Below are 24283 nucleotides of genomic sequence, written 5' to 3'. Positions count from 1 at the left end.
GGATCGCCTGGCATCGGCGGCGGCGATGATCTCGCCATCGCCTCGGCACGCCGGTGATGCACCAGGCGACACAGGCGCCAGCGGATTGTCGTCGCACGATGCGGCGACGCGGCTTGCCGCGGACGGTCCCAACGAACTGCCGCGCGCAGCACAGCGATCGATCCTGCGGATCGCGTTCGACGTCCTGCGCGAACCGATGCTGGCGCTGCTGCTCGCCGGCGGCCTGGCCTATCTGCTGCTCGGCGATCTCACCGAAGCGCTGATTCTGCTGGGCTTCGCGACCTTCTCGATCGCCGTCACCGTCGTTCAGGAAGCACGAACCGAGCATGTGCTCGAGGCGCTGCGCGACCTTTCGGCGCCGCGCGCGCTGGTGATCCGCGATGGCGCGCGTCGCCATGTCGCCGGGCGCGAGGTCGTCCGCGGCGATCTGATCGTTCTCGAACAGGGGGACCGGATCGCCGCCGATGCCGTGCTCGTCGCGGCAAACGACCTGCAGGCCGACGAGTCGCTGCTGACGGGGGAATCGGTGCCGGTCGGCAAGATCCTGCTGGACGTCCACGACGCCCCCGCCGGCGGCGCGGCGCCGCGGCCTGGCGGCGATGGTCAGCCCTATGTCTATTCGGGCTCGCTCGTCGCGCGCGGCAGCGGCATTGCGCGCGTGTTGGCGACCGGACCCCGCAGCGAAATCGGGCGGATCGGCCAGTCGCTCGCGACGCTCGACACCGAAGCGCCGCGCCTTAGCCGCGAGACGACGCGGATCGTCACCTGGTGCGCGATCGGGGGCGGGGCGGTCGCGCTGACGGTGGTGCTCATGTACGGCCTGCTGCGCGGGGGCTGGATCGAGGCATTGCTCGCTGGCATCGCGATCGGGATGTCGATGCTGCCCGAAGAGTTTCCGGTCGTGCTGACGGTATTCCTGGCGATGGGGGCATGGCGGATCGGCAAGGTCGGGGTCCTCACGCGCCGCGCCGCGGCGATCGAGACGCTCGGCTCGGCGACGATATTGTGTACCGACAAGACCGGCACATTGACCGAGAACCGCATGTCGCTCGCCGAACTGTGGCTGCCGGGCGGTACGACCCTCGCGATCGCACCGGACGTCGCGGTGCCGGATTCGTATCACGCCCTCATCGCGACCGCGGCGCTCGCCAGTGCCGCCGAGCCGACCGATCCGATGGATATTGCGCTCCACGCCGCGCGCGCCGCGATTCCGGCGATCGCCGTGCCCGATGGCGGGCCGGTGCATGGCTATGCACTGCGCCCCGAACTCCTCGCCATGTCGAACATCTGGGAGCGTGGAGACACGCTCACGCTCTCGGCCAAAGGCGCGCCGGAAGCGATCGCTGGCCTGTGCCACCTGTCGAGCGACGCGTTCGCGGCGATGACCGCCGCCGTCGATGCGATGGCGGTGCGGGGTATCCGCGTCCTTGCCGTCGCGACGGCGACGCCCGCAAGTCGCGCCTGGGCCGAAACGCAGCAGGGCTATGGCTATACCCTGACCGGGCTCGTCGGGCTGGCCGATCCGATCCGCGCGAGTGTCGCCGGTGCGGTCGCAGAATGCCGCAGCGCGGGCATCCGGGTGGTGATGATCACGGGCGACTATGCGGCGACCGCGCGGTCGATCGCGACGCAGGCCGGCATCGTCGATGGCGATGTGCTGACCGGCGACGATCTCGCCGCGCTCGACGATGCCGCGCTTGCGGCACGGCTGAAGTCCGTCACCGTCTTCGCGCGCATCATGCCCGAGCAGAAGCTTCGCATCGTCCAGGCGTTCAAGGCCGCGGGCGAGGTGGTCGCGATGACCGGCGACGGCGTCAACGATGCGCCGTCGCTCAAGGCCGCGCATATCGGCATCGCGATGGGCAAGCGCGGCACCGACGTCGCGCGCGAGGCCGCGGCGATCGTCCTGCTCGACGACGATTTCGGGTCGATCGTCGCGTCGGTCCGGCTCGGACGCCGGATCTACGACAATATCCGCAAGGCGATGGCGTTCATCTTCGCGGTCCACGTGCCGATCGCCGGATTGGCGCTGCTCCCGCTCTTCTTCGGCATGCCGTTGCTGTTCGGCCCGATCCACATCGCGTTGCTCGAAATGGTGATCGATCCGGTCTGCGCGCTGGTGTTCGAGGCGGAGCGCGACGAAGCTGATATCATGACGCGGCCGCCGCGCGATCCGGCCGAACCGCTGTTCGCGCTGCCGATGATTGTCGGCAGCGTGCTCCAGGGCGGGATCGCCTTTGCCATGCTGGCCAGCGTCTTCTTCGTCGAGACATGGGGCGGCATGCCCGAGCCCGAGCTTCGCGCGCTGATCTTCTTTGCGCTGATCGCCGAGATCGTCGCGCTGATCCTGGCCAACCGTTCGTTCAGTGCGGCGCTCGGCGAAGCGCTATTCCGGCACAACGCTGCGCTGCGATACGTCGCGCTTGCGATCACCGCCGTGACCGCGCTGATCCTGTTCCTCCCGCAAGCGCAGACGCTGCTGAAGTTCGGCACGATCGCGTGGAGCGACATGGCGCTGGCGGTCGGTTTGGGCGTCGTCCTGCTGGGGCTGCTCGAAGGCTGCAAGCCGCTGGTCCGCTGGGTGATCGCGCGCGCTGCGCCGCCGTCGCGGGCGGGTGGGGTCGCTGCAGCGTGAGCGCGGAGGTGGCGCCCAATGCGATGGTCGCGCGCGGCGTCCTTTTGGTGCTGGTCGCGGGCGCCACGCTTGCCTTTGTCTGGCTGGTCGCGCCCTTTTCCGGGGCGATCCTATGGGCGGTGATCGCCGCGATTTTGTTCGAGCCGCTCAACGCACGGCTGCTCCGCGCGCTGCCGCACCGGCGGGGAGTCGCCGCCGCGGCGACGTTGCTGGTGATCGTCATGGTCGTCGTCGTGCCCGCGATGCTGCTGGCATCGGCCCTGCTGCGGCAGGCGACCACCGTCTACATGCACGTCCGCAGTGGGGAGATCGATTTCGGACGCGTGTTTGTCGAGACGCAGGCGCGCTTGCCGGGATGGGCGCGGGACTGGCTTGCCGATATCGGCCTGGGCGATATGGCGGGGCTGCGAAGCCGGCTTGGCCAAGGCGTCGCGAACAGCTTTCAGCTGCTACTTGGGCAAGTGCTCAGTATCGGGCAGGGCACGTTCGGCTTCTTCCTGGCGCTGGGCGTCATGCTCTATCTGACCTTCTTCCTGCTGCGCGACGGGCATGCGCTCGCAGCGCGCGTCGAGCGCGCCATTCCCTTGACGCTCGACCAGCGCGCGGTGCTGGTGGCGAAGTTCGTCACGGTGATCCGCGCGACGATCAAGGGCAGTCTGATCATCGCGATCCTGCAGGGAACGACCGGCGGCATCGTCTTGTGGGCGATCGGCGTCCCCGGCGCGCTCCTCTGGGGGGTGGCGATGGGCGTGTTCTCCCTGTTCCCCGCGATCGGGACCGGGCTGATCTGGGTGCTGATGACGGTGTATCTGTTGGCGAGTGGCGCGATCTGGCAGGGGAGCGTGCTATTCCTCTGCGGCTTCTTCATCATCAGCAGCGTCGATAACGTGGTCCGCCCGATCCTGGTCGGCCGTGATGCCCGCATGCCCGACTATGTCGTGCTGATCGCGACGCTCGGCGGTTTCGAGCTGATGGGGTTCAACGGTTTCGTGATCGGGCCGGTGATCGCTGCGGTGTTCATGGCGGTGTGGGGGATTGTCGGCGACACCCAAGCCCCGTCGCAGCCGCCGGCATCGTGAAGTGCCGACGGACGAGGGATGGCACTTCAAAGTCGGACAGAGCCTGCGGGCACGACCTCAATCAGCGGATTGTCGTAGAGCGCGAGATTGCGGTCCGGGCCGGCGTAGCGCCGGCTGTGACCGTCTGTGCGCGCATCGCGGCGATGCACGCCAGACCATCGCGCAGGATCCCGATGGCGTGCGACCCTGATCCATCCCGAGCGGCCACCGCCACCGCCGAGCACGGCGCGACCGGCGCCATTTTGCTGGTGGTTTCGAAAGCCGACGCGCCTTAAACCGTTGCCACGAGAGACTGCGCAGAGCGGTCCGAGCGGATGAGGTGAGGCCTTGGCGAATGTCGTGATTCTGTTCGCGCAGGCGGTGAGCCTGGCGGCGACCAACTATTCGGTCGACGTGCCGATGCGGGCGCCGACGACGCGGCCCGCCTTTGCCGACGAGTTCAGCGGAAAGATCGACCCCTCGCGCTGGCGCTTCGATGTCGAGCGCAACCGCACCGGCTGGGCCAATAACGAGAAGCAATATTACGCGGCCGATCGGCGCGAGAATGCGCGGATCGAGCAGGGCGCGCTGGTGATCGAGGCGCGGCGCGAGGCGCTGCGGTCGCGTTCCGACTGGGGCGGGCAGGCATATAGCTCGGCCAAGCTCGTAAGCCGCAAGGCGCTCGGCTACGGCTTTTACGAAGTCCGCGCCAAGCTGCCATGCGGGCGCGGTACCTGGCCCGCGATCTGGTTGCTGCCGCAGAGCGGGACGTGGCCCGAGATGGGTGAGATCGACCTGATGGAGATGGTCGGCTGGCAGCCGCGTGTCGTCCACGGCACGCTGCACAGCGGCGCGTTCAACCACCGGCTGGGGACGCAGCGCGGCGCCGAGACGCACGTCGCAAGCGCGTGCACCGCGTACCACCGCTACCAGCTCGACTGGCAGCCGCATGCGATCACGATCGGCGTCGATGGCCATGGCTATATGCGCGTGGCCGACGATCAGCCGGGGGGGCATGCCGCCTGGCCGTTCACCGTGCCGTACAATCTGATCCTCAATCTCGCGGTCGGCGGCGATTGGGGCGGGGTCAAGGGAATCGACGATGCCGCGCTGCCGCAGCGCCTGTCGGTCGATTACGTCCGTTATTGGCGCGCCCGGTGAGCGCGTCCGCGATCACCGTCCACCGGGTCGGGCGCGAAGCGCAGCCGGTGGTCGTGATCGACGGCTTCGCGGCCGATCCCGATGTGCTGCGTGCCGCGGCGATCGCAGCGAGCTTCGGCCCGGCGATGCAGCATTATCCCGGCGTCCGCGCCGCACTGCCGCCGGCCTATATGCCGGCGCAGATCGAGGCGCTCGCCGATGTCCTGGGCCCAGTGCTGGGCCGCGCCGGCGCGGTCGCCCTGATCGACGCGAGCTTTTCGATCGTGACGACCCCGCCCGAGGCGCTCGATATCCGCCAGCGGCTGCCGCATTGCGACGCGTTCGGCGCGGACCGGATCGCACTCGTCCACTATCTCGCACCCGACGGTGGCGACGGCACCGCCTTCTTTCGCCATCGCTCGACCGGGTTCGAGACGATCGACGAGGATCGTGCGCCGATCTTCTTCGGCCAGCTCGAGGCCGAGATCCGCCACGGCGGCGTACCACCCGCGCGCTATGTCACGGGCGACACGCCGCTGTTCGAGCGCACGCTCGAGATCGAAGCGCGCTACAACCGTGCGCTCGTCTATCCGAGCTATCTGCTCCACAGCGGCGCGATCGCGCCCGGCGTGCTGCTGTCGAGCGATCCCGCGCAAGGGCGGCTGACGGTTACCGCCTTCCTATCGGTCGGCTAGGGCTTCATCGTCGCCGCCGTGACGCTCGCGGTCGAGACGAGCGCCCGGTCGGTCGCATCGTGCGCCAGCGCGACGCGGTAGCGCCCACCGGCGATCCGCCAGCCGGGCAGGGCCGTGTCATAGTCGGCGAGGATGCGCGGCTCGGCGACGAGCGTGATGCGCTTGGCTTCGCCTGGCTTCAGCATGACGCGTTGGAACCCGGCAAGCCGCATCGGCGTCGCTGCCCCCTCTCGCGCGACATACATTTGCGGCACGTCGGCGCCCGCGACGCGCCCGGTATTGACCACCTCGAAGCTGATGCTGAGCTTTGCGCCGCCGGTCACGACCGGGTTGCGATAGGCGAAGCGGGTGTAGCTGAGCCCGTGGCCGAACGCGAACAGCGGCGTGGCGCGGGTCTTTTCGTACCAGCGATAGCCGACATCGGCGCCTTCGGCATAGTCGACCGGGAAGCTCGCGAGCTGATGGTCGCTCGCATGGCCGGGATCGGCCGCCGCCTGTGCCTCGGCGGCGGTCAGCCGGTCGAGCCCGACAGGGGCCGCGCGCGGGGCCTGGGTCGGGCTGGCGGGGAAGGTGATCGGCAGCCGGCCCGACGGATTGACGCGGCCCGTCAGAATGTTGGCGATCGCCGGGCCGCCACGCTGCCCCGGATACCACGCCTGCAGCACCGCGGGCACCGCCGACAGCCAGGGCATCAGCACGGGGCCGCCGGTCTCCATCACCGCGATCGTCTTGGGCTGCGCGGCGGCGACCGCGACGATCAGATCGTCCTGGTGATCGGGGAGCGACAGATCGGGGACGTCCTGTGCTTCGGTCGTCCACTGCGTCGCGAACACGATCGCGACGTCGGCGGCCTTGGCGGCGGCCGCGGCGGCGGCGGGGTCGCGGCCATCGATCCAGGTGACCTGCGCCTGCGGCATCGCGGCGCGGATCGCGGCGAGCGGGGAGGAGGCATGCCAGGTGACGCGCGCGAACGAGGATGCCGCACCGCTCGTCAGCGGGATCTCGACCGGCGCGCCGCCGACCGAGCGAACCTGGCTCGACCCGCCGCCCGAGAGAACGCCGACATCGGCACGGCCGCCGATCAGCACGACACGCTTGGCGGTGCGTGCCAGCGGCAGGAGATCGCCATCATTCTTGAGCAGGACGATCCCGGCTTCGGCCGCGCGCTGCGCAACCTCGGCGTGGGCGTCATAGGGGATCGATTGGGCGTCGTTCGCGGGCGCATCATAGGCGCCGGTTTCGATCAGTCCGGTCAGATAGCGGATCACCATGTCGTCGAGCCGCGCCATCGGCACGCGCCCGGCTGCGATATCGGCCTTGAGCGCATCGGCGAAATAGACCGCGTGGTCGAGCTCCTGCCCCGATTCCTGATCGAGCCCGGCATTCGCGGCCTTGGCGGTCGAATGCACCGCGCCCCAGTCGCTCATCACCCAGCCGCGATAGCCCCAATCGCGCTTGAGCACGTCGCCCAGCAGATGCGCATTCTCGCACGCCCAGTCGCCATTGACCTTGTTATACGCGCACATCACCGAGCCGGGCTTGCCCGTCTCGATCGCGATCTGGAAGGCAAGCAGGTCGCTCATCCGCAGCGCCGCCTCACCAAGCTGCGCGTCGACGACGGTGCGGCCGGTTTCCTGCGCATTGAGCGCGAAATGCTTGACCGTCGAGACGATGTGGTTCGACTGGACGCCCGCGATATGCGCGCCCGCCATCATGCCCGACAGCAGCGGATCCTCGCCGAGATATTCGAAGTTGCGGCCGTTCCACGGGTCGCGCGTCAGATTGACGCCGCCCGCGAGCAGCACGCTGAAGCGCTTCGCACGCGCCTCGGCGCCGATCATCGCGCCGCCCGCGCGCGCGATCGCGGGATCGAAGGTTGCCGCAGTGGCGAGGCTCGAGGGGAGGGCGGTGGCGACATCGCCCTTACGCTGCTCGATCTGGTTGGCGACGCCGAGCGACGCGTCGCTCTCGCGAATCAGCGGAACGCCCAGATGCGCGATGCCGTCGATATGGCCGGCCGACGGAATCAGCTCGTTCGGCGTCTTGCCCTTGGCCATTGGCGGGAAGAGACCGTGGACGAGCGCGATTTTCTCGTCGAGTGTCATTTTGGCAACGATCGCCGCCGCGCGGGCCCGCGCGTCCTGCGCTGCGGTCTGTTTGGCGGCCTGGCCCGCCACCACCGGCGCTGCCCCGCCGATGCCCGAAAGCAGCGTTGCGCCGAGTAGCCAGCCGTGAATCGTCTTTGCCATCGTAGAAATCCTCCCAGATTTTCGGCGGGCATCCCGTCGCCGGCGGGGCTTCCCCGCTCGGCCGCGCCGCCGCCTGTGGCGCCTAAACAGCACATCCTGGGAACGTTCACAACATCGCGTTTCCGCCATGTCGGCGACTTGACAATCGCTTTAGCCAGGAACAAGTGAACGTTCTCAAACAAGAGGGCGCTGGGGTAAGGCGCCGCTATCAGGGAGGATGACGATGGGGGGCTTTAGCACCCGTTTGGCTACGCGACTCGCACTTGGCGTCTCGACGCTTGCGCTTGCGGGCTATCCGATGATCGCCGTGGCGCAGGACGCCGCGTCGACGATGGGCAACACCGGTCCGGCGACGACACAGGATGCGCCGACCAGCACCGTGACGACGCAGAGCACCGCGACCGCCGATGGGACCGACGCGAGCGGCGACATCGTCGTCACCGGCATTCGCGCCTCGCTGCGCAGCTCGATCAACCTCAAGCGCAATGCGCAGGGCATCGTCGATGCGATCTCGGCCGAGGATATCGGCAAGTTCCCCGACACCAACCTCGCGGAATCGCTCCAGCGCATCACCGGCGTGTCGATCGACCGTTCGAACGGCGAAGGCCAGTTCGTTACCGTCCGCGGCTTCGGCCCCGAATACAATCTCGTCACGCTCAACGGTCGCCAGCTCGCGACCTCGACGATCGGCGACGGCAATGGCGCACCGGTCTCGCGCTCGTTCGATTTCGCCAACCTCGCGTCCGAAGGCGTGGCCGCGCTCGAAGTCTACAAGTCGGGGCGCGCGAGCGTGCCGTCGGGGGGCATCGGCTCGACCATCAACATCCGCACGCCGCGGCCGTTCGACAAGCCGGGCCTGCGCGGCTCGCTGTCGGCGCGCGGCGTGATCGACACGTCGCAGAACGGCGGCAAGGACGTGACCCCCGAAGTGTCGGGCATCTTCTCCGACACCTTCGCGGACGATCGGATCGGCGTGCTCGTGCTCGGCTCGTTCCAGGAGCGCCATTTCAGCGCGAACCAGGCCAATGTCGGCTTTCGCGACGGCTATCTCGGCGCCGAGAACAATTGGGGTTCGCTCGCGCAGGCCGGCGACCCGCGCGCCGCCAACATCACCAACCGTCCGGGCGCGACCGACGTCTATCAGGTGCCGCAGAATGCCGGCTATGACGTCGTCAACGGCAAGCGTCAGCGCATCAACGGCCAGGCCGTGCTGCAGTTCAAGCCGACCGACGCGCTGACCGCGACGTTCGATTACACCTATTCGCGCAACACCGTCGACATTCGCGATAACAGCGTCGGCATCTGGTACAACCACAACGACACGTCGAGCTCGTGGACCAACGGCCCGGTCGCCGGGCCGAACTTCTACACCGAGCGGTTCGCCGCGTCCGAGACCAAGGATCTCGCATATTCGGCGTCGCAGACCTCGGCGCGCAGCGAGAACAAGGCGATCGGCGGCAACCTTACCTGGAAGGCGCCGGGCGGCGTCACTGTAGTGCTCGACGTCAACCACTCGACCGCCGAATCGAAGCCGAACAGCCCGTACGGCAACAGCAACTCGGTCGGCACCGCGGTGTTCGGGGTGCAGAACCAGACGGTCAATTTCCAGAACCAGCTGCCCGTCATCTCGTACAACATGTATTCGGGCATCGATCCGCTCAATGCCGCGAACATCGTCCCGACCGGCAACGCGTTCCGCAACTCGTACTTCCGCGACGAGATCAACCAGTTCCAGCTCAAGGGACATTACGACCACAGCCACGGCTTCCTCGAAAGCCTCGACTGGGGCGTGCAGTACACCGACAACAAGGTGCGCTCGGCCTATAGCGTGCTGCAGAACGACACGTGGGGCGGGACCGGCGGCGACAGCGCTGCGCAGCGGGCGGCCGCGGCGGCGCTGCTGCCCGACAGCCTGTTCACGCTGACTAGCATTCCCGACAAGTTCTCCGGCATCAGCGGCGCCAATTCGGCGGACATCGTCAAGTCGTTCTACACGTTCGACCTGCCGAGCGTCGTCAAGCTGCTCGACCAGGCGTACAAGATCTGCGGCGGCAACGGCCAGTGCCTGATCCCCTACACCACCGACTCGCGCGTCCGCGAGAAGACGATCTCGCCGTATTTCCAGTTTAACGGCAAGTTCAACGTGCTGTCGATGCCGGGTCACATCATCGGTGGCCTGCGCTATGAGACGACCGACGTCAGCGCGACCGCGCTGGTGCCAAACCCGACGGGCGCGCGGCAGAATTCGCAGAACGAGTTCAACATCCTGTTCAACGGAACCGGCTTCACCTCGTTCAAGGGCAGCTATCAGAACTGGCTGCCGTCGGTCGATTTCGACATCGAGCCGACCGATACGATCAAGCTCCGCGCGTCCTACAGCCACACCATCACGCGGGCTGACTATGGCAGCCTGCAGGGCGGTCGCCGGCTCGACACGCTGTTCCGCGTCGGCGGCGGTACCGGCTCGCTCGGCAATCCCGGCCTGATCCCGTACAAGTCGAAGAACATCGATCTGTCGGCGGAATGGTATTACAACAAGGAGAGCTACATCTCGGTCGGGTATTTCCACAAGAACGTGGCGAATTACATCGGCAATACCGTCGTCAACCAGACGATCCCGGGGATCACCTCGCCGACGACGACCTTCAACGGCGTGACGCAGAACGGCCCGCGCTATCAGGCGGCGCTCAATGCGCTGGGGGCGAACGCGACCTTCGCGCAGATCCGCGACTATATCGGCGCCAATTATCCGGGCGGCGTGGTCAACGGGACGATCGTCGCGCAGCCGAACGATCCGCTGGTCAACTTCGTGATCCAGACGCCGTTCAACAGCGATCAGACCGCCAATGTCGATGGGTTCGAATTCGCGATCCAGCACAGATTCTGGAACACCGGGTTCGGCACGATCCTCAACTACACGATCGTGCGCGGCAACCAGAACTACAACAACCGCCTGCCGGCGAGTGTTTCGCAGTTCGCGATCACCGGCCTGTCGGACAGCGCCAACGCGGTGCTGTTCTACGACAAGAACGGCCTGCAGGCGCGCGCCGCGTATAACTGGCGCAAGGGGTATCTGTCGGGCGCGGGCGTCAACCCGACCTACATCAATACCTATGGCCAGCTCGACGTCAGCGCGAGCTACGCGATCACCAAGAGCATCTCGGTGTTCGTCGAGGGGATCAACGTCAATAGCGAGGATCGCAGCGGCCATCTCCGCTCTGATCGTAACATCACGTTCGTGACCAGGCAGGATCCGCGCTACTCGGCGGGTGCACGGATCGCGTTCTAACACCGGATACGGCGCCACCCTCGCGCTGCGAGGGTGGCGTTTTCCGGGGCTGCGGGGCACAGATGGTGTCGAACGGGGCCCGATTACGGACCCCGCAACAGGACGGGCCAATTGGATACGGCCATCTCTACAGTCGTCATCGTCGGCGGTGGGACCGCGGGCTGGCTTGCCGCCTGCCGGATCGCCGCGGCGGCGCGGCCGACGGCACAGCCGATCACGGTGACGCTCGTCGAATCGCCCGATGTCGCGACGATCGGCGTGGGCGAGGGGACCTGGCCGACGATGCGCGCGACGTTAGAGCGGATCGGGATCGGCGAGGCGGAATTCCTGCTCGCCTGCGACGCTTCGTTCAAGCACGGCTCGCGCTTTCGCGGCTGGGCGACCGGGGCCCACGATGACGTCTATTTCCACCCCTTCACGCCGCCGGCCGAGCCGGACGCGCGCGCGCTCGTTGCCGCGTGGCAAGCCGAAGCCGCCGGCGCGTCTTTCGCCGATGCGGTCACCCCGCAACCGCAGGTGGCGGCGCAATCTCTGGCGCCACGCCAGCGGGCGATGCCGGATTATGCGGGCGCGCTGAATTATGGCTATCACCTCGACGCCGGCAAGCTCGCCGCGCTGTTGATGCGGCATGCGACCGAACGGCTCGGCGTGCGGCACGTGCGCGATCATGTCATCGACGTCGATCGTGCGGAGAATGGCGACGTGATCGCAGTCCGCACCCGCGACAATGGCGCGATCACGGGCGACCTGTTCCTCGATTGCACCGGCCACGCGGCGCTGCTGGTCGGCGACGTGCCGTTCGTCGATCGTAGCGACGTGCTGTTCAACGACCGCGCGCTCGCGGTGCAGATCCCGGTCGCCGCCGACAGTCCGATCGCCGCGCAGACCGATGCGACTGCGCACGAAGCGGGATGGATCTGGGACATCGGGCTGCCGACGCGGCGTGGGGTCGGCTGCGTCTATTCCTCCGCGCATATGAGCGACGATGCTGCGCTTGAGACGCTGACCGCGTATCTCGGCACAGCGCAACCGATCGCGCCGCGCCGGCTGACCTTCCGATCTGGCCACCGCGCGCAATTCTGGACCGGCAATTGCCTCGCGATCGGCCTGTCGGCGGGGTTTCTCGAGCCGCTCGAGGCGTCGGCGATCGTCACGATCGAGCTGTCGCTCGATGCGCTGCTCGACGACTGGCCGACACGCGCAACCATGCCGCTGACCGCCGCACGCTTCAACACGCTGTTCCGCTATCGCTGGGATCGGATCGTCGAGTTCCTCAAATTGCATTACGTGCTCAGCCGGCGCGACGGGCGCTATTGGCAGGACCACCGCGACCCCGCATCGATCCCGCCGCGGCTCGCCGAACTGCTCGCGCTATGGGCGAACCGGCCGCCGACGCGCGCCGACTTCCCGATGATCGACGAGCTGTTCCCCGCCGCGAGCTATCAGTATATCCTGTATGGCATGGGCGCGCACGTTCCCGGGCCCGGGCCGTTCGACGCGCACAAGCCGGTGCCGCTGGCGCCGATCGCGCAGCGTACGCGCAGCATGGTCGCGACGCTGCCGCCGATCCGCGCCTATCTCGGCGCCTGTCGGGCGGCGTATCAACCGATTGCTATGGAGCATATTTCCTGATGGCCAACCACGCGCTCCTGACCAGCGAGGATCACCGCACGCTGCGCATCGCTTCGACGCGCGGTGCGGATTTCGGCGATGCGGTGATGTCGTGCCTGATCGTGCCGAGCGAGTTTCGCCGCGTGCAGAACGACTATCCGATCCTGTTCCGCCTGACGCCGCAGCGCGACCGTTTCCAGGCGCTGGCGATGTTCGGGTTCGAACCCGGCGAGAATCTGTTCCTCGACGGCGACCGTTGGGATGCGCGCTATCGCCCGCTCGCGATGGAGATCCAGCCCTTCCTGATCGGCCACCCCGCGACCGAGGGCGGCGACAAGCAGATCCATCTCGATCTCGACAGCCCGCGCGTCGCCAGCGGGGGCGAGGGCGTGCGCGTGTTCGACGATCTCGGCCGGCCGACGCCGCATCTCGAGACGATCGCCGGGCAGCTGGGCGAGCTCGATGCCGGGTGGCAGGCGAGCGAAGGCTTCTTCGCAGCGCTCGCGCGGCACGAATTGCTCGAGCCGCTGACGCTCGAGATCACGCTCGCCGACGGCAGCACCAACCGGCTCGTTGGCTATCACGCGATCGCCGAGGAGCGGTTGCAGCAGCTCGACGCGGTGGCGCTGGGCGAGCTTCACGCCGACGGGCATCTGTTGCCGATGTTCATGGCGCTCGCCTCGCTCAGCAACGTCGCCGAACTGGTCGATCGCAAGAGCCGACGGGACGCCCCGCGTGGCTGAAGCCGATCCCGGCGTCTTCAAGGATCTCGCGAGCGTACCCGAGATCGCGGTCGCGGATGCGGCCGCGCTCGACGCGCGGCTCCGCGCCGCTGATGCGCCGTTCGTGGTTCGCGGGCTGGTCAAGGACTGGCCGCTTGTCGAGGCGGGGCGCCGCTCGTCGCGCGACGCGCGCGCCTATCTGCTGCGCCATCACCGCGACACCGCCTTTACCGTCGCGATCGGCGAGGCGGGCGGCGATGGCCGGCTGTTCTACGACGCGGCGATGGCGATGAATTTCCGCACGCTGCGGGCGAAGCTGCCCGACATCTTCGAGCGGATCGACGCGATCGAGGGCAAGGCTGGGGCACCGCCAGTCTATCTCGCGTCGATCGACATGCACCAGTTCTTCACGGGCCTGTACGAGGCGAACCATGTCGATCTCGGTGATCGCACCTGTCTCGCGAGCATCTGGATCGGCACCAGGACGCGCATCGCCGCGCATAACGATTTGCCCAACAATCTAGCATGCGTCGCGGCCGGACGCCGACGCTTCACGCTGTTCCCGCGCGAGCAGTTCCGCAATCTGCATCTCGGGCCGATCGACAACACGCCGGCAGGCCGCGCGATCAGCATGGTCGATTTCCACGCACCCGATGCGCAGCTCCATCCGCGTTTCCCCGATGCGCTCGCGCACGCCCAGGTCGCCGAACTCGAAGCGGGCGACGCGCTCTACATACCCGCGATGTGGTGGCACCACGTCGAGGGGCTCGCCGATTTCAACGTGCTGGTGAACTATTGGTGGCGCGAGACGCCGCGCTGGATGGGGTCGCCGCAGGATGCGCTCAACCACGCGCTGCTCGCGATCCGTGATTTGCCTGCCGACCAGAAGCAGCATTGGCGCGACCTGTTCGACTATTACGTGTTCAACAATGGCGACGACGTGACCGCGCATATCCCCGAAGAGGGCCGCAGCGTGCTCGCCCCGCTCACGCCCGAAAGCGCCGATCGTATCCGCGCCTTCCTGCTCAGGAACCTCAGCCAATGATCGCCAGCCCACGCCGTATCGTCGTTGCCGGGGGCGGCACCGCGGGCTGGATGGCCGCCGCCGCGATCGCGCGGACGATGGGCCGGACGGCCGAGGTGACGCTGATCGAATCCAATGCGATCGGCACGATCGGGGTGGGCGAATCGACGATCCCGCCACTCGTTACCTACAACCGGCTGCTCGGCATCGGCGAAGCCGATTTCATGCGCGCGACGCAGGCGACCTTCAAGCTCGGCATTCTGTTCGATGGCTGGAAGGACGGCAGCGATCGCTATTTCCATTCGTTCGGGACGACCGGGCAGGACCATTGGTCGGCCGGCTTCCAGCATTTCTGGATGAACGGCCGCGAGCGCGGGCATGACGCGGCCTACGACGCCTATTGCCTCGAACTGGTCGCGGCGATGGAAGGCAAGTTCGCGCATCTGCCTGACGAGCGGATGAACTATGCCTATCAGCTCGATTCCTCGCTCTACGCGCAGTTCCTGCGGCGGATGGCGGAGGGCGACGGGGCGCGGCGGATCGAGGGCAAGATCGCACGCGTCGCGCTCGACGGCGAGAGTGGCGATGTCGCCGCGCTGCATCTCGAATCTGGGGGCGTCGTCGAGGGCGACCTGTTCCTCGATTGCACCGGCTTTCGCGCGCTGCTGATCGAGCAGGCGCTGCACGCCGGGTTCGACGATTGGAGCCACTGGCTGCCGTGCGATTCCGCCATCGCGGTGCAGACCGAAAACGTCCGCCCGCCTGTCCCCTATACGCGCGCGATGGCGCACGATGCAGGATGGCAATGGCGCATCCCGCTACAGCATCGCACCGGCAACGGCATCGTCTATTGCAGCCGCTATCTCGACCGCGACACTGCGCTCGAGCGGCTGCTCGGCAATGTCGAGGGGACGGTCCTGACCGAGCCGAACAACATCCGCTTCGTCACCGGCGCGCGGCGGCGGCAATGGCATCGCAACGTCGTTGCGATCGGCCTGTCGGGCGGGTTCATGGAGCCGCTCGAATCGACCAGCATCCATCTCATCCAGCGCGCGATCCTGCGGCTGATCCGGATGATGCCGGGTGGCGAGATATCGCCGCGCGACGTGGCCGAGTTCAACGACCAGCAATTCGCCGACATGGAGCAGATCCGCGACTTCCTGATCCTCCATTACAAGGCGACCAATCGCCGCGACTCCCCCTTCTGGCGGCAATGCGCGGCGATGGAGGTGCCCGAGAGCCTCGCGCAGAAGATCGCCTTGTTCCGCGAGACCGGCCGCGTGTTCCGCCGCAACGAGGAGCTGTTCGCCGAGAATAGCTGGGTCCAGGTGATGCTGGGGCAGGGGATCGAGCCCGCCGCCTACCATCCGATCGCCGACAAGCTGCGCGACGAGGAACTGGCCAAGTTCCTGGCGACGCTGCGCGACAATGTCGCACGCACCGTCGCGGGGTTGCCCGCGCACGCCGACTATGTCGCGCAATATTGCGGCGGCTGAGCGGAATGGCGCGCAGACGGCAGGCCGTCACGATCAAGCATGTTGCGGCGGATGCAGGCGTATCGCTGCAGACCGTCAGCCGTGTCGTCAACAAGGAGCCCAGCGTCCGCCCCGAGATGGTCGCGCGCGTGCAGGAGGCGATCGACCGGCTCGGCTACGTCCCCTCGATCGCGGCGCAGCGGATGGGCGGCTCGCGCTCGTATCTGATCGTCGCGCTCAACGACCGCGAGCGCACGATCGCCGACTGGCGCGCGCGGCAGGGCACCGACTGGGTCGACCAGATGCTGCTCGGCGGGATGCTGACCTGCGCGACCTATGGCTATCGGATGATCGTCGAACTGGTCGATACGCATAGCGACCATATCGCGCGCGAGCTGATGGGCGCGATCGCCGCGCTCCAGCCCGACGGGGTGATCCTGACCCCGCCGCATTCGGAGAATCCGCTGATCGTCGATCTGCTCGAGGCGCAGCGGATCAGCTTCGTGCGGATCGGCTCGCGCCGCGCCGGGGCGGGCTTTGCCTTGACGATGGATGACGAGCGCGCCGCGCGGATCGCGACCGAGCATCTGATCGCGTTGGGGCATGAGCGGATCGGCTTCATCGCCGGGCCGCCCGATTACGAACTCAGCGCGTGGCGCGTCGATGGCTGGCGCGCGGCGATGGCGGATGCGGGGCTGGCGGACGATCTGCTGGCCAGCGGCGATTTCGGCTATGCCTCGGGCCAGCAGGCGGCGGTGGCGTTGCTCGACGCGGCCGACCCGGCGACCGCGATCATCGCCAGCAACGACCAGATGGCGCTCGCCACGCTCGAGACGTGCCGCGACCGCAAGATCGTGGTGCCGCGCGATCTGTCGCTGATCAGCTTCGACAACACGCCGATCGTGCGGTTCACGCACCCGCCGCTCACCGCGATCGACCAGCCGATCGCCGAGCTCGCGGGGCGCGCGGTCGAACTGATCATCGCCGAGCTTGGCGGGCGCGAGGCGCCGGAGCAACCGATCGTCCTTCCCGCAAAGCTCGAGCTGCGCCAATCGACCGCGCCGCGCCGCTAGCGGCGTTCAAACCCTTGGCCGTGGCGGTGCTGACGTCCTAAGCGTCGAATCGTATGACGGCGTATCCGGATCGAATCTTCTCCGCCGGCGGCGCCGGGCGATCGACCCTTCTGGTTCCGGTGCTTGGCGCGCTTGGCTATGCCGGATGCGTCGTCGCCTATCTGCCGCTGCTGACGCTGTTGCTGCCGCTGCGGATCGAGCAGATCGCGGGGGAAGCGCGCTTTGGCGTGCTTGCGACGGCGATGATCGCTGGTGCGGCGATGGCGAGCGTTTCGGGAATCGTCTTCGGATGGCTCAGCGATCTTTCGCTCGAACGCGGCGGGGGGCGGCGTGCGTGGATCGCCGCGGGGCTCGTTGCGACGATCGTGTCGTATCTCGGCATTGCGGGCGCGCGGACGCCCGAGATGCTCGTCGTCGCGGTCATGGTTTTTCAGGTGTCGCTCAACATCGCCTTGGCGCCGCTCGTGGCGCTGCTCGCCGAGGAAAGCCTCGACCGGCAAAAGGGCCTGCTGAGCGGGCTGCTCGCCGGCGCGCAACCGCTTGGCGCGGTGATGGGGCCGCTCTTGGCGACATGGACCACACCCGCGCTCGGGCTGCGCCTCGGCGTGATCGCAATCGTCGCGATCGTCTGCCTGGCGCCGTTGCTGGCACTGTCGGCCAGGCCAGCGGCGCAGGCGGTGGAGCGGCGGGTGGTGGTCTCCTCCCGCGACATGGCGATCGCCTGGATCTCGCGCCTGATGGTCCAGATCTCGGGGAACGTACTGTTCGCCTACCTCTTGTTCTTCATGGAGCAAGTCGCGGCACCCGCCGCGCGCAGCGCCGTGCCGGCGCAGGTGGGGGGCCTGATCTTCATGGCGAACCTCGTGCCGTTGCCCTTGGCGCTTGTGTTTGGCCGCTGGTCGGACCGGTCGGGCCGGCGCAAGCCGTTCCTCATGGCCGCCGTGGCGCTCGATGTCGTGGGTCTCGTCGTGATGGCATGCGCGACCGACTTGACCGCCGCGGCGATCGGCTTTGGCCTGTTTTCGATCGGCTGGACCACGTTTCTCACCCTACAGATCGGTTTCGTCATGCAATTGCTCCCCAATCCGCGGCGGCGTGGACGCGATCTGGGGCTGATCAATCTGTCGAACACGGTGCCGGTGCTGATCGGGCCGGCATTGGCTTGGTGGCTGGCGACCCCCCGCAGCTTCGCGACCTTGTTCTTCGCGCTCGCCGCTTTGTCGTTGCTCGGAGGATTGGCGATGCTTGGCGTGACGGGACGGAAATAACGCGCTTGGGATCGGCCACCGCCGCATCCTAACCCCTAGGCTAGGCTAACGGACCGGCAAGCGCCCGCCATCGGCCCTAAGAATTTTCGAGCTGCGGGCGAAAGTCCTCCCATGGCGGCTTCCGGATCGCGTCGCGGCTGCGCATACTGCGCGCCACGGGACGCCAGCGACGGGGAAGCACCATGAAGAATGCAGCGACGGTCGCCATCGGTCTGGCGACGCTGACGAGCCTGTTTGCGGCGCAACCCGGCGCGGCGCAGACGCTGCGGCCCGACCAGCAGGCGTTTCGCGCGCTCTACAAGGAAATGGTCGAGACCGACACCAGCATCACGACGGGCAGCTGCACCGCGCTCGCCGGCAAGGTCGCCGCGCGCTTCAAGGCGGCGGGGTTTACCGACGCGCAGATCACGCCTTTCTCGGTCCCCGATCATCCCAAGGAGGGCGGGTTGGTCGTCGTCTATCCGGGGAGCTCCAAGACGGTGAAGCCGATGCTGCTGCTCGGCCATATCGACGTGGTCGTGGCGAAGCGCGAGGATTGGGTGCGCGATCCGTACGCGCTGATCGAGGAAAACGGCTATTTCTACGGGCGCGGCACCGCCGACATGAAGGCGCTCGACGCGATCTGGATCGACAGTCTGATCCGCTTCAAGCAGCAGGGGTATCACCCCAAGCGGACGATCAAGCTCGCGCTGACCTGTGGCGAAGAGACGAGCTGGGCGTTCAACGGCGCCTCCTGGCTCGCGGCGAACAAGCCCGATCTGATCGCCGCCGAATTCGCGCTCAACGAGGGCGGCGGCGGGCGCAGCGACGGGCATGGCAAGCTCGTCATCTCAACGCTCCACGTCGGCGAAAAGACCGCGATCAACTATCGGATCGAGGCGACCAATCCGGGCGGGCACAGCTCGGCACCGGTCAAGGAAAACGCGATCTACCAACTGTCCGACGCGCTTGTCCGGCTGCGCGGCTATGATTTCCCGGTGATGCTGACCGACACGACCAAGGCGTATTTCCGCACCGCCGGCGCCGCGCGCGGGGACGCGATGGGCCGCGCGATGATCGCGCTTTCGGCCAACCCCGCCGACACGGCTGCGCTCGCGCTGGTCGATACCGACAAGAGCTATCATTCGATGCTGCGCACGACCTGCGTCGCGACGCTGCTCGACGGCGGCCATGCCAACAATGCGCTGCCGCAGCGCGCCGGCGCGAACATCAACTGCCGGATCTTCCCGGGCGTTTCGCCCGACGCGGTGCGCGACCAACTCGCCGCGGTCATCGCCGATCCGGCGCTGAGCGTGAAGCAGACCGACAGCCGCGGGCCAATCGCCAAGCCGGTGCCGCTCGACCCGAAGATCATCGGCCCGGCGCAGACGCTGCTCGCCAAATACTATCCCGGCGTGCCGCTGAGCCCGATGATGTCGACCGGCGCGACCGACGGCATCTTCCTCGAGGCGATCGGCATTCCGGTCTACGGTCCGCCGGGCACCTATGGCGACCCCGACGGCAATGGCACGCACGGCCTCAACGAGCGCGCGATCGTCAAGGCGGTCTATTCGGGCCGCGATTATCTGTTCGATCTGATCAAGGCCTATGCGGGCTGACCGACGCGATACGCCGAACGATCGTGCTACACGCCGGGGCGATCGGTCCCGGCCACCAGGGACTCTGCCGATGTTGAAAACGCTTTCGATCCTCGCGCTGCTCGCCACCGCGACCCCGGCGCTGGCGCAGGGCGTCGATCCGGTCGCGATCACCAAGAGCGTGCAGGATCTGTCGTCGGACGCGTTCCAGGGCCGCGCGCCCGGCGGACCGGGCGAGGCGGCGACGATCGCCTATCTGGTCAAGCGCTTGGCCGCACTCGGGCTCGAGCCCGGTGCTGCCGACGGGACATGGACGCAGACCGTCCCCTTGCTGCGGACCAAGCTGAGCGACACCACGCGCTTTGGCGTATCGGTCGGCGGGCAGGCGCAGCGCTGGACGCGCGGCGAGCAAGCCTATGTCTGGTCGCTGCAACCCAAGGACCAGGCCGTGATCGAGGCGGCGCCGCTCGTCTTCGTGGGATACGGCGTCAGCGCACCCGAACGCGGCTGGGACGATTTCAAGGGCGTCGATCTCCACGGCAAGGTCGCCGTCGTGCTGGTCAACGATCCCGATTTCGAGGCGGTTAAGGGCGACGATGCGTTCGGCAAGTTCGGCGGCCGGACGATGACCTATTACGGGCGCTGGACCTACAAGTTCGAGGAACTGGCGCGGCGCGGCGCGATCGGCGCGCTGATCGTCCACGATACCGCCGGCGCAGGCTATGGCTGGAACGTCGTGGTGTCAGGCCAGGGCGAGGCGTATGACATCGCGCGCGCGCCCGACACGATCACCAGCCTGCGGCTGCAGGGCTGGCTCAAGGGCGACGCCGCCACCGCACTGTTCAAGAGCGCCGGGCTCGACCTTTCGGCGTTGCGCGCGGCCGCGCGACAAAAGCGCTTCACGCCGGTGGCGCTGAAGGGCGCCAGCTTCTCCGCCGCGATCGCCGTCGAGCACAAGATCGTCGAAAGCCACAATGTGCTCGCGCGGATTCCCGGCACGGCGGCGCCCGACCAGACGGTGATGTTCGGCGCGCATTGGGACGCGTACGGCGTCGGCGCGCCCGACAAGGATGGCCAGACGATGCGGCGCGGCGCCAATGACGATGCCCTCGGCGTCGCGGCGCTGCTCGAGATCGCGCGGATCCTCAAGGCCGAGCCCGCGCCGCGCCGGACGATCGCCTTCGCGCTGTGGACCGCCGAGGAGCGCGGGCTGCTCGGCTCGGAATATTATGCGACGCACCCGGTCTATCCGCTCGAAAAGACCGCCGCCAATCTGACGATCGATATCCTGCAGACCGCGGGCAAGGCGAAGGACGCGATCCTGGTCGGCGTCGGGCAGGACAGCTTGCAGGACGACATGGCGCGCGTCGCCGCGACGCAGGGGCGCCGGGTGACGCCCGAGGGTTTGCCCGAGCGCGGGCTGTTCTATCGCGCCGACCATTTCAGCCTGGCCAAGCGCGGCGTTCCGGTGCTGCTGCAGATGGGCATCGCCGGCGCCTCCGACCTGGAGCAGGGCGGGGCCGCTGCGGGGCAGGCGTGGATCGATGCCTATACGGGCAAATGCTACCATCAGGCGTGCGACGCCTGGTCGCCCGAGTGGAACCTCGCGGGTGCCAAGCAGGATATCGACCTGATGCTGACGATCGGGCGCGAGGTGGCGAACGCTTCGACCTGGCCGAGCTGGAAAGCGACCTCCGAATTCAAGGCGATCCGCGACCAGAGCGCGGCGTTGCGGAAATAAGCGGAGCGCAGGTCCGCGCCTGAGATCTGTGCCGGGTTCTACGCTGCGATCAAATCCATCTCCGGTGATGGTCGGCGCAGGAACCGTTCCTGGACCCCCACCCGAGCGGGCCCGCGGCCTGACCCTAGTCGCGACCGACGGATCCGTGTATCCGCAAGACAAGAGTCCTGGGGCGAGCGCTTTGCTCATGCCGGACCATCGAGCCTCGGAGTAACCGACATACCACGCAAGACAAATTACGACTTCGAACGCCGCGAGCGGGAAAAGACCAAAGCAGCTGAGACTGCGAAGAAGGCACAGGCCAAGGCGGACAAGCGGGCTGCCGAGCAGCAGACGCCGGATGCGGGTGAATCAGGCCGTCCGCAGGACGGCTGACGCTACGGTGGAAACGTCCGATCTCAGTCTCGCGCAGCTCGGCTGGAAGGCGTTCTTCAGCGACCAGCTTTCGCCCGAGGAGCGCCACAGCGTCCAGCCTGTCCGGGTGATTTCGGTGCATCGTGGAAGGGTGACCGTTTCGGGCGAAGGGTTCGAGGAATCGATCCCCTCCAGTCTGCCCGTACCAGGCGGCGCGGAGGACCGGCCGACCGTGGGCGACTGGCTGCTCGTCGATCCGAACAGCCGCACGATCGTGCGCATCCTAGACCGGACGAGCCTTTTCAAGCGGCCCGCCCCCGGGGATGAGCGCCGGGTGCAGCTCATCGCCGCGAATGTCGACACGCTCTTCATCGTCACGGCGTGCAAGCAGGACTTCAACGTCGCGCGGTTGGAACGCTATCTCGTGCTCGCGCGCGAGGTGGGCGTCCGTCCGGTCGTGGTTCTCACCAAAGCCGATCTCGCGCCCGAGCCCGAGCTGTTGGTCGATGCGGCGCGTGCGCTTCAGTCGGGATTGCGCGTCGAACTGGTCGACGGGCGCGATCCGGCGAGCGTCGCCCGCCTGGTCGACTATTGCGGTGTCGGACAGACCGTCGCGCTGGTGGGATCATCGGGTGTCGGCAAGTCCACGCTCGTCAAGACGCTGACGGGATCGAGCGACATCGCCACGCAGGCCGTCCGCGAGGACGACGGCAAGGGCCGTCACACCACGACGGTCCGCGAGATGTATCGCCTCGCCAGTGGCGCGCAGAAGGGGGGCTGGCTCGTGGATACGCCCGGCATGCGCGAGCTGCAGATGTCCGAAGTGAGCAGCGGGGTGACCGAGGTCTTCGACGATGTCACGAACGTGGCCCTCGAATGCCGGTTCTCGAACTGCACGCATGTCGCGGAACCCGGATGCGCCATCAATGCCGCGATGGCAGCAGGAGAGCTCGATCCCGCGCGCGTCGCCCGCTGGCGCAAGCTCGCGCAGGAGGATGCGGCGAACAGCGGTGCCGCCGCCGCGCGCCGCTCCCGCCCCGGAAACGCCGCAAGCAGGCGATGACCGTCACCGACATCGCCACACGCACCTATGATCATGGCTGGCGGCTCGACCCGATCGTGCGGAGCCTGCTCGATACCGATTTCTACAAATTGCTGATGCTGCAGATGATCCGCCACCTGCACGGCGACGTCGAGGCGACCTTCTCGCTGATCAACCGCAGCAAGAGCGTGCGCCTGGCCGAGGTGATCGACGAGCGCGAGCTGCGCGAGCAGCTCGACCACGCGCGCGCTGTACGCTTTTCGAAGAAGGAGCTGATCTGGCTCGCGGGCAACAGCTTCTACGGCCGCGAGCGCATGTTCGCGCCCGACTTCATTGCCTGGCTCGCCGATTTCCAGCTCCCCGAATATGAGCTGCGCACCGTCGACGGTCAGTTCGAGCTGACCTTCGCCGGCCCCTGGACCCACACCACGATGTGGGAGATCCCGGCGCTGACGATCGTCAACGAATTGCGCTCGCGCGCCGCGCTGAAGGGCAAGGGACGCTTCGAGCTCGACATCCTCTACGCCCGCGCAAAGGCGAAGCTGTGGGACAAGGTCGAGCGGCTGCGCGACTTGCCCGACCTCGTCCTCTCCGATTTCGGCACGCGGCGGCGGCACGGCTTTCTCTGGCAGCGCTGGTGCGTCGAGGCGCTCAAGGAAGGGCTGGGGTCGCGCTTCATCGGCAGCTCGAACGTGCTGCTGGCGATGGACAATGATCTCGAGGCGATCGGCACCAACGCGCACGAACTGCCGATGGTGCTGGCCGCGCTCGCCGATGACGATGCCGGGGTCGCCAGCGCGCCGTACCGCGTGCTCGCGGAATGGCAGGCGCATTATGACGGCAATCTGCGGATCGCGCTGCCCGATGCGTTCGGTACCACCGCCTTCCTGCGCGATGCGCCGGACTGGCTCGCCGACTGGACCGGCTTCCGCCCCGACAGCATGCCGCCGATTGCGGGCGGCGAGCAGATCATCGCCTGGTGGCAGGCGCAGGGGCGTGACCCGAGACGCAAGCTGTTGGTCTTTTCCGACGGAATGGACGTCAATACGATCACCGAGACCTATCGGCACTTCCACGGCCGCGTGCGGATGAGCTTTGGGTGGGGCACCAACCTGACCAACGACTTCCGCGGCTGTGACCCGGGAGACGGCCACGGCCTGGAGCCGATCTCGCTGGTCGCCAAGGTGACGCGCGCCAATGGCCGGCCGGCCGTCAAGCTGTCCGACAATCCGGCCAAGGCAACCGGCGATCCCGCCGAGATCGCGCGCTATCTGCGCATCTTCGGCGACGTCGGCAGGTCGGAACAGGCCGTGTCGGTGTGAGGTGCCTG

The 24283-nt window shown here is 67.5% G+C and carries 16 protein-coding genes; 15 read left to right on the top strand and 1 reads right to left on the bottom strand.

Going from position 1 to position 24283, the window contains the following annotated elements; translation table 11 throughout:
• Positions 1-25: 25 nt before the first annotated feature.
• The 4 genes from EAH76_RS02750 (at position 26) to EAH76_RS02735 (ending at position 5528) form a co-directional block, all read left to right on the top strand.
• On the top strand, positions 26-2635 hold the full coding sequence (locus EAH76_RS02750) for a cation-translocating P-type ATPase (protein ID WP_140848360.1): 2610 nt from the start codon (positions 26-28) through the stop codon (positions 2633-2635).
• Positions 2632-3714 carry an AI-2E family transporter gene (locus tag EAH76_RS02745; protein WP_431357965.1) on the top strand — a complete coding sequence of 361 codons (1083 nt, stop codon included), beginning with the start codon at positions 2632-2634 and terminating at the stop codon, positions 3712-3714. Before EAH76_RS02750 ends, EAH76_RS02745 begins: the two co-directional genes overlap by 4 nt.
• 327 nt (positions 3715-4041) lie before the next feature.
• Positions 4042-4854: a glycoside hydrolase family 16 protein gene (locus EAH76_RS02740; RefSeq protein ID WP_140847744.1), complete on the top strand. Its 813-nt coding sequence runs from the start codon at positions 4042-4044 to the stop codon at positions 4852-4854.
• Complete coding sequence (locus EAH76_RS02735; protein WP_241659509.1) at positions 4851-5528, top strand: DUF6445 family protein; 678 nt, start codon at positions 4851-4853, stop codon at positions 5526-5528. Before EAH76_RS02740 ends, EAH76_RS02735 begins: the two co-directional genes overlap by 4 nt.
• Here the strand turns inward: EAH76_RS02735 and EAH76_RS02730 are convergent.
• Entirely contained in the window at positions 5525-7777 is a 2253-nt protein-coding gene (locus EAH76_RS02730; protein ID WP_140847738.1) for a beta-glucosidase family protein, read from the bottom strand. The two genes, EAH76_RS02735 and EAH76_RS02730, sit on opposite strands and share 4 nt — an antisense overlap.
• 217 nt (positions 7778-7994) lie before the next feature.
• Here EAH76_RS02730 and EAH76_RS02725 point away from each other — a divergent pair, with 217 nt between their 5' ends.
• The 11 genes from EAH76_RS02725 to pncB all read left to right on the top strand — a co-directional run bounded on the left by EAH76_RS02725 (position 7995) and on the right by pncB (position 24275).
• Positions 7995-11066: a TonB-dependent receptor gene (locus EAH76_RS02725; RefSeq protein WP_194150931.1), complete on the top strand. Its 3072-nt coding sequence runs from the start codon at positions 7995-7997 to the stop codon at positions 11064-11066.
• A gap of 111 nt (positions 11067-11177) precedes the next feature.
• Positions 11178-12698, top strand: coding sequence for a tryptophan halogenase family protein (locus EAH76_RS02720; protein WP_140847732.1), 1521 nt, complete (start codon positions 11178-11180; stop codon positions 12696-12698).
• Entirely contained in the window at positions 12698-13420 is a 723-nt protein-coding gene (locus tag EAH76_RS02715; RefSeq protein WP_140847729.1) for a SapC family protein, read from the top strand. The genes EAH76_RS02720 and EAH76_RS02715 overlap by 1 nt, the downstream gene beginning before the upstream one ends.
• Entirely contained in the window at positions 13413-14444 is a 1032-nt protein-coding gene (locus tag EAH76_RS02710; RefSeq protein ID WP_140847725.1) for a cupin-like domain-containing protein, read from the top strand. The genes EAH76_RS02715 and EAH76_RS02710 overlap by 8 nt, the downstream gene beginning before the upstream one ends.
• Positions 14441-15919 carry a tryptophan halogenase family protein gene (locus EAH76_RS02705; RefSeq protein ID WP_140847721.1) on the top strand — a complete coding sequence of 493 codons (1479 nt, stop codon included), beginning with the start codon at positions 14441-14443 and terminating at the stop codon, positions 15917-15919. Before EAH76_RS02710 ends, EAH76_RS02705 begins: the two co-directional genes overlap by 4 nt.
• Positions 15920-15924: 5 nt before the next feature.
• Positions 15925-16971 (top strand): LacI family DNA-binding transcriptional regulator, encoded by a 1047-nt coding sequence (locus EAH76_RS02700; RefSeq protein WP_194150930.1) that lies wholly within the window; start codon positions 15925-15927, stop codon positions 16969-16971.
• 53 nt (positions 16972-17024) lie between these two features.
• Positions 17025-18239: an MFS transporter gene (locus EAH76_RS02695; RefSeq protein ID WP_140847713.1), complete on the top strand. Its 1215-nt coding sequence runs from the start codon at positions 17025-17027 to the stop codon at positions 18237-18239.
• 182 nt (positions 18240-18421) lie between these two features.
• Positions 18422-19837, top strand: a complete 1416-nt coding sequence (locus tag EAH76_RS02690) for a M20/M25/M40 family metallo-hydrolase (RefSeq protein ID WP_140847709.1) — start codon at positions 18422-18424, stop codon at positions 19835-19837.
• Between the two features lie 70 nt (positions 19838-19907).
• On the top strand, positions 19908-21557 hold the full coding sequence (locus EAH76_RS02685; RefSeq protein ID WP_140847705.1) for a M20/M25/M40 family metallo-hydrolase: 1650 nt from the start codon (positions 19908-19910) through the stop codon (positions 21555-21557).
• A gap of 382 nt (positions 21558-21939) precedes the next feature.
• Positions 21940-22974 carry a ribosome small subunit-dependent GTPase A gene (rsgA, locus tag EAH76_RS02680; protein WP_431357964.1) on the top strand — a complete coding sequence of 345 codons (1035 nt, stop codon included), beginning with the start codon at positions 21940-21942 and terminating at the stop codon, positions 22972-22974.
• Positions 22971-24275: a nicotinate phosphoribosyltransferase gene (pncB, locus tag EAH76_RS02675; RefSeq protein WP_140847700.1), complete on the top strand. Its 1305-nt coding sequence runs from the start codon at positions 22971-22973 to the stop codon at positions 24273-24275. Before rsgA ends, pncB begins: the two co-directional genes overlap by 4 nt.
• Positions 24276-24283: the final 8 nt, after the last annotated feature.

It is taken from the genome of Sphingomonas glacialis (assembly GCF_006439055.1).
Taxonomy (GTDB): Bacteria; Pseudomonadota; Alphaproteobacteria; order Sphingomonadales; family Sphingomonadaceae; genus Sphingomonas; species Sphingomonas glacialis_A.
This window is presented reverse-complemented; position numbering and strand designations above follow the sequence as displayed.